This window comes from Pseudoxanthomonas sp. LjRoot206 (assembly GCF_056175725.1).
The window spans coordinates 117,405-129,573 of the sequence record NZ_JBGFFI010000003.1; the positions used below are offsets into that span (position 1 = coordinate 117,405).

Genomic DNA, 12,169 nt, shown 5'->3' on the forward strand with positions numbered 1-12,169 from the left:
GAATTCCCGGGTGGTTGCCAAGTCCTTGTCCAACAAAGGTTTCCTCCAATCTGTGCGGCCGGTCGGAGTTCGACGCATCGGCGGCACGGCGGCCCGGTCGGGGCCAGATACCTCCTATCAACGCCATCCGGTCGGGCATCCGGCCGCCGCGGCAGCGCGTAAACTACGCCGCCCTGCCCGCCCACCCGACTGGATTAAGCGCCATGACCGGGACGCAAGCCCCCGAACTGCCGACCACGGCCAGCCCTGCCGTGACCGCCCCCGCCCTCGTTCCGCTACCCATCGGCCGCCCCCGTGCGCCGGACCAGGTGCGAGGCAAGCTGTACATCAAGACCCACGGGTGCCAGATGAACGAGTACGACTCGGCCAAGATGGCCGACGTGCTCGCCGCCTCCGACGGGCTGGAGCTGACCGACAACCCGGAAGAAGCCGACGTGGTGCTGGTCAACACCTGCTCCATCCGCGAGAAGGCGCAGGAGAAGGTATTCAGCCAGCTCGGCCGCTGGAAGGCGCTGAAGGCCGGCGGCCGCGACGTCATCATCGGCGTCGGCGGCTGCGTGGCCTCGCAGGAAGGCGAAGCCATCGTCAAACGCGCGCCCTACGTGGACCTGGTGTTCGGTCCGCAGACCCTGCATCGGCTGCCGGAACTGATCCGCGCGCGCCGCGAGCAGAACAGGCCGCAGGTCGACATCAGCTTCCCCGAGATCGAGAAGTTCGACCGCATGCCGGAGCCGCGCGCCGAAGGCCCGTCGGCGTTCGTGTCGATCATGGAAGGCTGCTCGAAGTACTGCTCGTTCTGCGTGGTCCCCTATACCCGTGGCACCGAAGTCAGCCGGCCGTTCGAGGATGTGCTGGTGGAAGTGGCGCAGTTGGCCGCCCAGGGCGTACGCGAGATCAACCTGCTCGGCCAGAACGTCAACGCCTACCGCGGCCCGTACGGTGACGGTGAAGTCGCCGACCTCGGCCTGCTGATCCGCACCATCGCCGAGATCGACGGCGTCGGCCGCATCCGTTTCACCACCTCGCACCCGCTGGAGTTCAGCGACTCGCTGGTGGACGCGTACCGCGACGTGCCGCAGCTGGCGAACTTCCTGCATCTGCCGGTGCAGGCGGGCAGCGACCGTGTGTTGTCGGCGATGAAGCGCGGCTACACGGCGCTGGAGTTCAAGCAGAAGATCCGCAAGCTGCGCGCGGTGCGGCCCGACATCTCGATCAGTTCTGACTTCATCGTCGGCTTCCCCGGCGAGACCGATGCCGACTTCGAGAAGACGATGAAGCTGCTGGAGGACGTCGGTTTCGACCAGAGCTTCAGCTTCATCTATTCGCGCCGCCCCGGCACGCCGGCGGCGGACCTGGAAGACGACACGTCCGATGCCGTGAAGCATGCGCGCCTCGACCGGCTGCAGCAGCACATCAATGCCTACGCCGCCGGCATCTCGCAGCGCATGGTCGGCACGGTGCAGTCGGTGCTGGTGGAAGGCCCGTCGAAGAAGAACCCGAACGAGCTGACCGGCAAGACCGAGAACATGCGCTCGGTGAACTTCCCAGGCCATCCGCGGCTGGTCGGCCAGTTCGTCGACGTGGTGATTACCGAGGCGCTGTCCAACTCGCTGCGCGGCCGCATCGCCGGCACCGACTGAGCCGGTGGATCAGCCGACGGCGGGCAGCGGCACGCCGTCGCGTTCGTTGCCCCAGATCATGTGGATGATCTTCCAACCCTCCTCGCCCTTGTAAAGCTGGATGCTGTTGATGCCGCGCCGCTCCGGCACGGCATCGCCGGGCGCGGTGCGCGCCTCGTATGCGCTCCAGACGTGGGCGATGTTGCCGAATACACGGATTTCGCGCCCGGTCTCGACCTCGAAGAAATCCATCTCCGCCAGCAGTGCGTCCGCATTGGCGCGGTACTCCGCCAGGGTGAACGACAAGCGCCACGGTGTGCCGTCCGCATCGACGCCGGTGCGGATCTGTCGGCAGTCGGGATGGAAGACCGCGTCCTGCGACGACCAGTCGCGCGGACCGGCTGGGCCTGAGATCATCGCGTACATGGCGTCCACCGCCGCGCCGATCGCCGTTTGCTCCATCGCCATGCTCCCCATCCCGGACAGGCCGCAAGCCTATCAGCCCGCGCTCCCCGTCCCGCCAGCGTACCGACCGGCGTTGATGTTTCCTTTCCAAGCAACGCGGTACGCTTCGACTCCTCTTGAGTTCGCCAGGAATCGCCGCCATTTCCCCGGATAGCCCGCGCCTGTGGGTGTTCACCCTGGAAGCCCGTCCCCTGCCCGAGAGCCCCGATTTCGTCGAGGCCGGCGGGGCGTTCGTCACCTGCTACCTGCGCCCGGGCTTCGTCCCGGACCCGATGCACCGCGCGGTCCAGTTCGTCCGCGAGCAGGGCTGGGAAGTGATCGCGGTGGAGGACGAGCCCCTGCAGATCGAGCGCCACGACGCGCCCGAGGAAAAACACTTCGACCAGGCCCTCGTCGACGACGAGGTCTATGTCTTCCACCAATGGCCGGTGGACGACGCAGACGAACAGACACGCCACTGATCCCGAATCCGAGACACCGCACGACCCCATGACCGTCCCCAGCCAACACGAATTCACCCTGCAGCCCGAGAACGTCGAGCGCCTCGCCAACCTGGCCGGGCCATTCGACGCGCACCTGCGCCAGATCGAACTGCGCCTGGGCGTGGAGATCGCCAACCGCGGCGCCATCTTCCGCGTCACCGGGCCTGAGAAGTCCGCCGCAGCAGCGGAGAAGCTGCTGCATGCGCTATACGAGGAGACCGCCAGCGAGACCTTCGACAGCGAGGCCATCCACCTGCGCCTGAACGCGTCCAACGTCGACCGTATCGCCGAGGCGGACTACCAGCCGCAGGACGTGGCCATCAAGGTCAAGCGCGGCACGGTGCGCGGCCGGGGCGCCAACCAGGCGAAGTACCTGCACGCCATCGCCACCCACGACATCAACTTCGGCATCGGCCCGGCCGGTACCGGCAAGACCTTCCTGGCGGTGGCCAGTGCGGTCGAGGCGCTGAACGAATCGCGCGTGCAGCGCCTGATCCTGGTGCGCCCCGCGGTGGAGGCCGGCGAGAAGCTCGGCTTCCTGCCCGGCGACCTGACCCAGAAGGTCGATCCCTACCTGCGCCCGCTGTACGACGCGCTGTACGAGATGCTGGGCGTGGAGAAGGTGGTCAAGCTGCTGGAGAAGAACGTCATCGAGATCGCGCCGCTGGCCTACATGCGCGGGCGCACGCTGAACGACGCGTTCGTGATCCTCGACGAGGCGCAGAACACCACCATCGAGCAGATGAAGATGTTCCTGACGCGCATCGGCTACGGCAGCACCGCCGTCGTCACCGGCGACCTGACCCAGATCGACCTGCCCAAGCACCAGAAATCGGGCCTCAAGGACGCGTTGGACGTGCTGCGCGGGGTGGACGGCATCTCGTTCAACTTCTTCACCAGCCGCGACGTCGTGCGCCATCCGCTGGTGGCGAAGATCGTGCGGGCTTACGATGCCCGTGACGGCAAGGATTTCGAAACCGGTCCTGCCTGATCCCCCCACCAGCCACGCACATCATGACCCAAGGTCCCGTCCGCCTCGAAGTCGCCGTCAACTACGCGCTGCCGCGCGCGGGCATTCCGTCCGCGGTGAGTTTCCGCAAGTGGGTCGCGGCGGCGTTGAAAGGCCGCATCCGCGAGGCGGATCTGGCCATCCGCATCGTCGACAGCAAGGAAGGCCGCGCGCTCAACCGCCATTACCGCGGCCGCGACTACGCGACCAATGTGCTGAGCTTTCCGGCCGAGATGGCCGAAGGCGTCAAGCTGCCGAAGTGCGTGAAGATGCCGCTGCTGGGCGACCTGGTGATCTGCGCGCCCGTGGTGGCGCGCGAGGCGAAGGAGCAGAAGAAGCCACTGGCCGCGCACTACGCGCACATGACCGTGCACGGCACCCTGCACCTGCTCGGCTGGGACCACGAGGACGACAAGGAAGCCGAGTGCATGGAACAGCTGGAACGCGAGATCCTGACCGAGCTCGGTATCGCCGACCCGTACGCGGAAGACTGAGCGAATGACGCGACTCCCGATCTTCGCGCCGCTGCTGGCGCTGTGCCTGCCGCTGTCCTCCACCGCGCAGGAAGCACGGCCCGACCTCGCCGCCCTGATCGAATGCCGCGGCGACCTCGGCCAGCTCACGGCGCTCGCCCCGCTGCTCGAAGACCCGTTGAAGGCGGTCGCGCTGGGCTGGGAGCCGCTGCCGCAGGCGAACATGTTCATGAGCGAGTACCGCCTGCTCGTCCCGATCCGGGTCTTCGGGCACGACACGAACCACGTCGCCTTCTCCGGCGGCGGTGTCGTCGCCGTGCTCGACCTGCCCGATCCGCGCCCGCTGGCGAGGCAGCTCGAGCTGGAGACCGCGGTCGACACGCCCGCCAAGGCCATGTTCGGCAAGGAAGTGCGCAGCGAGGATATCCGCGATCCCGCCACCGGGAAGGCACTGATCGACTCGGCCGTGCTCAACGTCAGCAACGTCTCCTCGCACCCGGGCAAGACCCTGGCCGGCTGCAGCTACAGCCTGGACGTGCCCGAGGACGAAGAGGAAGACGACGCCGGGGACCAGGCGCCGACGCCTGCGCCGGCCATCCAACCGGGTTAGACTGGCCGCCACGCCCCCTGCGGGCGACCACTCCCCCGAGATGTCAGAAGACGACAGTACCCTCGCGCCGGAAGGCTCCGACAAACCGTCGGAGAAACGGCGCACCTGGCTGGACCGCCTCAGTTCGGCGTTCTCCGGCGAACCCAGCACACGCGACGACCTGGTGGCCATCCTGCGCGATGCGCAGTCCGACGGCCTGATCGGCGGCGATACCCTCAAGATGATGGAAGGCGCCATTGCGGTCGCCGACCTCACGGTGGGCGACGTCATGGTGCCGCGCGCGCAGATGGTCTCCCTGCCGGTGGAAGCGCGCTTCCTCGACCTGATGAAGGATGTGGTGGAATCCGGTCACTCCCGCTTCCCGGTACACGGCGACAACAAGGACGAGATCCTCGGCATCCTGCTGGCCAAGGACCTGCTGCGCGGCGTCGTCGCCGACAACGGGCCTGGCAGCGTGCGTGAGCTGCTGCGGCCGGCGGTACTGATCCCGGAATCGAAGAAGCTCAACCTGCTGCTGAAGGAATTCCGGCTCTCGCGCAACCACATGGCGATCGTCGTGGACGAGTACGGCGGGGTGGCCGGCCTGGTCACCATCGAGGACGTGCTGGAGCAGATCGTCGGCGAGATCGACGACGAGCACGACGAAGCCGAGGACGGTGCGGCGCTGATCGCGGCGCAGGCTGACGGCCAGTTCGTGGTGGACGCGCTGACGCCGATCGCCGACTTCAACGAGCGCTTCGGCGCCGACTTCCTCGACGACGAGTACGACACCGTCGGCGGCCTGATCACCGCGGCCATCGGCCACCTGCCGGAGACCGGCGAGGAACTGACGCTGGGACGTTTCATGTTCCGCGTCGCGCGCGCCGATGCGCGCCGCGTGCATGCCTTCCACGTCGGAGTGCTGGCCGATGCGTAACGCGGCTGCGCGCCTGGCATTGCTGGGCGTGCTGTGGCTGCTGGCGGCGAGCGCATGGGCCGCACCGCGGATCGGCGTGGCGACGATGCAGCCGGGCGAGGTGTTCTTCGAGCGTTTCGGCCATAACGCCATCGTCGTGGTCGATCCCGCCAGCGGCGATGCGATCTCGTACAACTTCGGCTTCTTCGACCCGGGCGAGTCCGACTTCGTCGGCAACTTCGCCCGCGGCCACATGATGTATTACCTGGTCGCGCTGCCGTTCGAGCAGGACCTGATGCAGTACCGCGACAGCGGGCGCGGCGTGTCGCTGCAGTGGCTGGACATCGAGCCCGCGCAGGCGCAGGCGTTGGCGGACGCGCTGGCCGAACGTGCCAAGCCCGAGAACGCGCGCTACCGCTACGACTACTTCACTTCCAACTGCTCGACCCAGGTGCGCGACGCGCTGGATGCCGCCCTCGGTGGCCGGCTGAAGTCGCAGTTGGCCGGGCGCTCGCGCGGCAACACGTTCCGCAGCGAAGCCGTTCGACTCGCATCGCCGGCGACGTGGATGTGGCTGGGCTTCGACCTCGGTCTCGGCCCGAACGCCGACAAGCCGATGGCGCGCTGGGAGGAGGCCTACGTGCCGATGCGCCTGGCCGACAGCCTGCGCGAGGCGAAGAACGCTGCGGGCCGTCCGCTGGTGCAGTCGGAGATGCAGCTGCTGCCGCACCGCCTTGCGGCCGAGCCCGCCGAGACCCCGCGCCGCTGGCTGCCATGGCTGGGCGCCGGCGTACTGATCGCCATCGCCGTCGCGCTGGCCGGCCGTCGCTGGCCGCGCGCGCTCGTCGCCGTGGCGCTGCCGTTCTGGCTGGTGTGCTTCATCGGTGGTGCGTTGCTGGTCTATCTGTGGGGCTTCACCGACCACTGGGCAGCGTGGGCGAACCGCAACCTGCTGCTGCTCAATCCGCTGTGCGTGCTGCTGATTCCCGGCGCAATTGCCGTGCTGCGACGCCGCACGCCACCGGCGTGGTTCGGCTGGCTGCTCGTGGCCATCGCGGTGGGTGCATTGGGCGCGTGGTTCCTGCACTGGCTGCCGTTGCGGCTGCAGTACAACCAGACCTGGATCGCCCTGCTGCTGCCGATCCACCTGGCGCTTGCATACGTATTCATGCCGCGCCGCTTGTCGCGCTGAGCCACGCCACGCACGATGCGGCCCTCTGCCTATCGCGAGGGTCGCATGCTCCGTCTTCTTTCCCTGCTTGCCGTGTTCGGCGTCGCCGCATCGGCCCATGCCGGCCCCGGCCCCCGCGTCGCCTCGCCCGATGGTTCCATCGTGGTGGACCTGTCCACCGACAACGACGGTCGCCCTGCCTACGCGGTCTCGCGCAAGGGGCAAGCGGTCATCACGCCATCGCGGCTGGGCTTCCTGCTGCTGGACGCGCCGAAGTTCGAGCGCAACATCGAGATCGTGCAGCCGCGCACGCGCAGCTTCGACGAAACCTGGGAACAGCCCTGGGGCGAACGCCGCTATATCCGCAACCACTACAACGAACTGACCGTCACCCTGAAGGAAAAGGCCAAGCCGTTCCGCCAGTTCGACGTGGTGTTCCGCGTGTTCGACGACGGCGTGGGCTTCCGCTACCGCTTCCCGAAGCAGGCGGGTCTGGAGCAGGTGAAGATCGGCGAGGAGCTGACCGAGTTCTCGCTGGCCCGTGATGCGACGGCGTGGTGGATCCCGGCCGGCGAATGGAACCGCGAGGAATACCTGTACCACCGCACGCCGGTGCAGCAGGTCGGCGACGCCCAGACGCCGATCACCTTCAAGTTCGGGGACGGCAGTCACCTGTCGATCCATGAGGCGTCGCTGGTCGACTACAGCGGCATGAACCTGACCCGCGTCGAGGACCGACGCCTGAAGGCCGACCTGACGCCGGGCATCGGCGAAGGCAAGGTGGTGCGTGCCGCGCCGTTCGACACGCCGTGGCGCACGCTGCTGCTCAGCGACGACGCGGCCGGCCTGGCGATGTCCAGCCTGACGCTCAACCTCAACGAGCCCAACGCGCTCGGCGACGTGTCGTGGGTGAAGCCGATGAAGTACGTCGGCGTGTGGTGGGAGATGCACCTCGAGCTGAAGAGCTGGGCCTCCGGTCCCAAGCACGGCGCCACCAACGAGAACGTGCGCAAGCACATCGACTTCGCCGCCAAGCACGGCTTCGGCGGCGTGCTCGTCGAAGGCTGGAACGTGGGCTGGGACGGCGACTGGTTCGGCAACGGCGAGGATTTCAGCTTCACGAAATCGTATCCCGACTTCGACCTGGAAGCGCTGAGCGCCTATGCGCGCTCGAAGAACGTCGTGCTGATCGGCCACCACGAGACCTCCGGCAATGCGGCCCACTACGAAACGCAGCTGGGCGATGCCTTCGACCTGTACAAGCGCGTCGGCGTGCCCGCGGTGAAGACGGGCTACGTCGCCGATGCCAGCCAGGCCAAGGTCACCGGCACCGACGGCAAGCGCCACTACGCCTGGCACGAGGGCCAGGACATGGCGCGCCACCACCTGAAGGTGGTCACCGAAGCGGCGAAGCGCCACATCGCGGTCAATCCGCACGAGCCGATCAAGGACAGCGGCCTGCGCCGCACCTATCCGAACTGGATCACGCGCGAGGGCGCGCGCGGCATGGAGTTCAGCGCCTGGGGCCAGCCCGGCAATCCGCCGGAGCACGAGGCCAACCTGGTGTTCACCCGCCTGCTGGCCGGCCCGATGGATTACACCCCCGGCATCTTCGGCATGAAGACGCGCTCCACCGATGGCATCGCCACCACCTGGGCGAAGCAGCTGTCGCTGTACGTGGTGATCTACAGCCCGCTGCAGATGGCCGCCGACCTGCTGGAGAACTACGAGAAGAATCCGGCGCCATTCCAGTTCATCAAGGACGTACCGGTCGACTGGGACGACACCCGCGTGCTGAACGGCGAAGTCGGCGACTACGTCACTATCGCGCGCAAGGAGCGCGGCGGCGACAACTGGTACCTCGGATCGCTGACCGACGAGGATGGCCGCACGCTGAGCGTGCCCCTGACCTTCCTCGACGAAGGCCGCCGCTACACCGCGCAGATCTACCGCGACGGCGACAAGGCCAACTGGAAGACCGCCCCCCAGGACATCGTGATCGAGGAGCGCAGCGTGACCCGCGGCGATACGCTGACCTTGAAGCTGGCGCCCGGTGGTGGGCAGGCGATCCGCTTCGTGGCGCAGTGATCGCACGCCTCTGTAGGAGCGGGCCATGCCCGCGATGCTTTTGCGTGACCTAGAAGCATCGCGCCCATGGGGCGCTCCTACAGAGATGTTCTACAAGGAGCCCGACTTGCCGCAGCTGCGCTCGTGGCGCACGATTCCCGCCATGAATGACCTCGCGACCGTCGATACGAAACCCGCCCTGCCGCAGTGCGTGATCAACTGCGTGGTCTACGACAAGGACGGCAAGCGGCGCGACATCAGCCTCGATGAAATCAGCGACGTGCTCGCCGTCGACGATGGCAGCTTCATCTGGGTCGGTCTGTACGAACCGGCGGACACCATCCTCGAGAAGCTGCAGGAAGAGTTCTGCCTGCACGACCTGGCCGTCGAGGACGCGCAGAACGCGCACCAGCGCCCCAAGCTGGAGGCCTACGGTAATTCGCTGTTCGTGGCGGTGCATACCGCCCAGGTGGTCGACGACCGCATCAGGTTCGGCGAGACCCATGCCTTCCTCGGACCGCGCTACCTGGTGACCGTGCGCCACGGTGCCTCGCTGTCGTACGCGCCGGTACGCGAACGCGTGCAGCGCGAGCCGGAACTGCTCGCGCTCGGCCCCTCGTACGGCCTGTACGCGGTACTCGACTACATCGTCGACAACTACCGCCCGATCATCGACCAGTTCAAGCAAACGCTGGATACGCTGGAGAAGGACATCTTCGCCGACACCTACCGGAGGGTGACGGTGGTGAAACTGTACGAGCTGAAGCGCGAACTGACCCAGATGCGGCTGGCGGTGGCGCCACTGCAGGACGTGCTGGCGCAGCTGACGCGCTCGCAGAGCGCACTGATCCCGGAGGAAGTGCGGCTGTATTTCCGCGACGTGCAGGACCACGTGCTGCGCGTCAACGAGTACACGGACACGCTGCGTGAAATGCTGACGACGGCGCTCAGCGTGAACCTCTCGCTGGTGACGCTGGCCCAGGGCGAGATCGTCAAGCGCCTCGGCGCCTGGGCCGCCCTGCTCGCCGCGCCGACACTGATCACCAGTTGGTACGGCATGAACTTCAAGCACATGCCGGAGCTGGAAGGTCGCTTCGCCTACCCGTTGCTGATCGGTGGCGTGGCGCTGGCGTGCTACGGCCTGTACCGGCTGTTCAAGCGCTCGCGCTGGCTCTGATGGCCCTACGCCGCCGGACTGCGACCAAAGTCGAAGGCTGAATCCAGCATTACGGATTGACCGGTTTCCCGCATGGGGGGACCCTTGTCGGGACTTGTCGGAGGGTTCCGGAATGAATGGTTTTTCCAAGATCGGCTGGGCCGCGCTCGCGCTGCTCGGTGCGGTGTGTCTGGGCGTGGTGGCGCTGCGCCAGGGCGAACAGATCAGTGCGTTGTGGATCGTCGTCGCGGCGGTGTCCATCTACCTGGTCGCCTACCGCTACTACAGCCTGTACATCGCCAAGAACGTGATGCAGTTGGACCCGACCCGGGCCACGCCGGCGCACATCAACAACGACGGCCTGGACTACGTGCCCACCAACAAGCACGTGCTGTTCGGCCACCACTTCGCCGCCATCGCCGGCGCCGGCCCGCTGGTCGGCCCCGTGCTGGCCGCGCAGATGGGCTATCTGCCCGGCATGCTGTGGCTGATCGCCGGCGTGGTGCTGGCGGGTGCGGTGCAGGACTTCATGGTCCTGTTCATCTCCAGCCGCCGCAACGGCCGCTCGCTCGGTGACCTGGTCCGCGAGGAAATGGGCCAGGTGGCCGGCACCATCGCGCTGTTCGGTGCCTTCCTCATCATGATCATCATCCTGGCGGTGCTGGCGATGATCGTGGTGAAGGCCCTGGCCGAAAGCCCGTGGGGCATGTTCACCGTGATCGCCACGATGCCCATCGCGATCTTCATGGGCATCTACATGCGCTACATCCGCCCGGGCAAGATCGGCGAGATCTCGGTGGTCGGCATCGTCCTGCTGCTGCTCGCCATCTGGTTCGGCGGCAAGGTCGGCGCGCATCCCACCTGGGGCCCGGCGTTCACCTTCACCGGCACCCAGATCACCTGGATGCTGATCGGCTACGGCTTCGTTGCCGCCGTGCTGCCCGTGTGGCTGCTGCTGGCGCCGCGCGACTACCTGTCGACCTTCCTCAAGATCGGCGTGATCGTCGCGCTGGCCATCGGCATCGTCATCGCCAGCCCGGAAGTGACCTCGCTGAAGATGCCGGCGTTCACTCAGTTCGCCAGCACCGGCGACGGCCCGGTCTGGAAGGGCGGCCTGTTCCCGTTCCTCTTCATCACCATCGCCTGCGGCGCGGTGTCCGGCTTCCACGCGCTGATCAGCTCGGGCACCTCGCCCAAGCTGCTGGCCAACGAGACCCACACCCGCTACATCGGCTACGGCGGCATGCTGATGGAGTCGTTCGTCGCCATCATGGCGCTGGTCGCGGCTTCGATCATCGAGCCGGGCGTGTACTTCGCCATGAACAGCCCCGCCGCCGCCATCGGCACCACCGCGGTCGACGTGGCCGCCAAGGTCAGCAGCTGGGGCTTCGTGGTGACGCCGGACATGCTGGAACAGACGGCGCACAACATCGGCGAGAGCACGATCATCTCGCGCGCCGGTGGTGCTCCGACGCTGGCCGTCGGCATCGCGGTGATCCTGCACGACGCGCTGCCGGGCGGCGACGCGATGATGGCGTTCTGGTACCACTTCGCCATCCTGTTCGAAGCGTTGTTCATCCTGACCGCGGTGGATGCGGGTACGCGTGCCGGCCGCTTCATGCTGCAGGACCTGCTGGGTAACTTCATCCCGCCGCTGCGCAAGACCGACTCCTGGGGCGCGAACGTCATCGGCACCGCCGGCTGCGTCGCATTGTGGGGGTACTTCCTGTATCAGGGCGTGGTGGATCCGCTGGGTGGCATCAACACCCTGTGGCCGCTGTTCGGCATCGCCAACCAGATGCTCGCCGGCATCGCGCTGATGCTGTGCACGGTGGTGCTGTTCAAGATGAAGCGCGACCGCTACGCCTGGGTGACCATCGTGCCGGCGATCTGGCTGCTGATCTGCACGACTTACGCGGGCCTGATCAAGATCTTCGACAGCAACCCGGCGGTCGGTTTCGTCGCCCAGGCCAAGAAGTACCAAGCGTCCATCGCCGACGGTCAGCTGCTGGGCGCCGCCAAGAGCATGGGCCAGATGCACCAGGTGGTGATCAACAGCTACGTCAACACCGGCCTGACCGTGCTGTTCCTGTTCGTGGTGTTCAGCGTGCTGTTCTATGCGGTGAAGGCGATCCTCAAGGCCCGTGCCAGCAGCGAACGCACCGACCGCGAGTCGCCGTATGTGGCACTGACGGAAGAGCAGCAGAAGGTGTGGCTGTAAA

General features: G+C 66.9%; 11 protein-coding genes. 10 read left to right on the forward strand and 1 reads right to left on the reverse strand.

Annotated features, from left to right (window positions below; translation table 11 throughout):
* The first annotated feature begins 203 nt into the window (after positions 1–203).
* Positions 204–1,640, forward strand: a complete 1,437-nt coding sequence (gene miaB, locus AC04MD_RS09760) for a tRNA (N6-isopentenyl adenosine(37)-C2)-methylthiotransferase MiaB (RefSeq protein WP_475497091.1) — start codon at positions 204–206, stop codon at positions 1,638–1,640.
* Positions 1,641–1,649: 9 nt separating this feature from the next.
* Here the strand turns inward: miaB and AC04MD_RS09765 are convergent, their stop codons facing one another.
* Positions 1,650–2,087 (reverse strand): hypothetical protein, encoded by a 438-nt coding sequence (locus AC04MD_RS09765; protein ID WP_475497092.1) that lies wholly within the window; start codon positions 2,085–2,087, stop codon positions 1,650–1,652.
* A 113-nt stretch (positions 2,088–2,200) separates the two neighbouring features.
* On the opposite strand from AC04MD_RS09765, the gene AC04MD_RS09770 reads away from it, so the two are divergent.
* The 9 genes from AC04MD_RS09770 to AC04MD_RS09810 all read left to right on the forward strand — a co-directional run bounded on the left by AC04MD_RS09770 (position 2,201) and on the right by AC04MD_RS09810 (position 12,168).
* Complete coding sequence (locus AC04MD_RS09770; protein WP_475497093.1) at positions 2,201–2,545, forward strand: hypothetical protein; 345 nt, start codon at positions 2,201–2,203, stop codon at positions 2,543–2,545.
* Positions 2,546–2,573: 28 nt separating this feature from the next.
* Complete coding sequence (locus AC04MD_RS09775; RefSeq protein WP_475497094.1) at positions 2,574–3,557, forward strand: PhoH family protein; 984 nt, start codon at positions 2,574–2,576, stop codon at positions 3,555–3,557.
* Positions 3,558–3,580: 23 nt separating this feature from the next.
* Complete coding sequence (gene ybeY, locus AC04MD_RS09780; protein ID WP_475497095.1) at positions 3,581–4,069, forward strand: rRNA maturation RNase YbeY; 489 nt, start codon at positions 3,581–3,583, stop codon at positions 4,067–4,069.
* Between the two features lie 4 nt (positions 4,070–4,073).
* Complete coding sequence (locus AC04MD_RS09785; RefSeq protein ID WP_475497096.1) at positions 4,074–4,658, forward strand: hypothetical protein; 585 nt, start codon at positions 4,074–4,076, stop codon at positions 4,656–4,658.
* 40 nt (positions 4,659–4,698) lie between these two features.
* Entirely contained in the window at positions 4,699–5,574 is an 876-nt protein-coding gene (locus AC04MD_RS09790; protein ID WP_062351247.1) for an HlyC/CorC family transporter, read from the forward strand.
* Complete coding sequence (locus tag AC04MD_RS09795; protein ID WP_475497097.1) at positions 5,567–6,745, forward strand: lipoprotein N-acyltransferase Lnb domain-containing protein; 1,179 nt, start codon at positions 5,567–5,569, stop codon at positions 6,743–6,745. The genes AC04MD_RS09790 and AC04MD_RS09795 overlap by 8 nt, the downstream gene beginning before the upstream one ends.
* 45 nt (positions 6,746–6,790) lie before the next feature.
* Complete coding sequence (locus tag AC04MD_RS09800; protein ID WP_475497098.1) at positions 6,791–8,812, forward strand: glycoside hydrolase family 97 protein; 2,022 nt, start codon at positions 6,791–6,793, stop codon at positions 8,810–8,812.
* Between the two features lie 142 nt (positions 8,813–8,954).
* Complete coding sequence (gene corA / locus AC04MD_RS09805; RefSeq protein ID WP_475497099.1) at positions 8,955–9,968, forward strand: magnesium/cobalt transporter CorA; 1,014 nt, start codon at positions 8,955–8,957, stop codon at positions 9,966–9,968.
* Positions 9,969–10,080: 112 nt separating this feature from the next.
* The gene (locus AC04MD_RS09810) at positions 10,081–12,168 is read left to right on the forward strand and encodes a carbon starvation CstA family protein (RefSeq protein ID WP_475497100.1); all 2,088 of its coding nucleotides are present in this window, start codon (positions 10,081–10,083) and stop codon (positions 12,166–12,168) included.
* The last annotated feature ends 1 nt before the right edge of the window (position 12,169 follow it).

Excerpts from the sequence above, each read along its gene's own strand:
- AC04MD_RS09810 (WP_475497100.1), top strand. The coding sequence starts at position 10,081 with ATGAATGGTTTTTCCAAGATCGGCTGGGCCGCGCTCGCGCTGCTCGGT.
- corA (WP_475497099.1), top strand. The coding sequence starts at position 8,955 with ATGAATGACCTCGCGACCGTCGATACGAAACCCGCCCTGCCGCAGTGC.
- AC04MD_RS09785 (WP_475497096.1), top strand. The coding sequence starts at position 4,074 with ATGACGCGACTCCCGATCTTCGCGCCGCTGCTGGCGCTGTGCCTGCCG.
- AC04MD_RS09790 (WP_062351247.1), top strand. The coding sequence starts at position 4,699 with ATGTCAGAAGACGACAGTACCCTCGCGCCGGAAGGCTCCGACAAACCG.
- miaB (WP_475497091.1), top strand. The coding sequence starts at position 204 with ATGACCGGGACGCAAGCCCCCGAACTGCCGACCACGGCCAGCCCTGCC.
- AC04MD_RS09800 (WP_475497098.1), top strand. The coding sequence starts at position 6,791 with ATGCTCCGTCTTCTTTCCCTGCTTGCCGTGTTCGGCGTCGCCGCATCG.
- AC04MD_RS09775 (WP_475497094.1), top strand. The coding sequence starts at position 2,574 with ATGACCGTCCCCAGCCAACACGAATTCACCCTGCAGCCCGAGAACGTC.
- ybeY (WP_475497095.1), top strand. The coding sequence starts at position 3,581 with ATGACCCAAGGTCCCGTCCGCCTCGAAGTCGCCGTCAACTACGCGCTG.
- AC04MD_RS09795 (WP_475497097.1), top strand. The coding sequence starts at position 5,567 with ATGCGTAACGCGGCTGCGCGCCTGGCATTGCTGGGCGTGCTGTGGCTG.
- AC04MD_RS09765 (WP_475497092.1), bottom strand. The coding sequence starts at position 2,087 with ATGGCGATGGAGCAAACGGCGATCGGCGCGGCGGTGGACGCCATGTAC.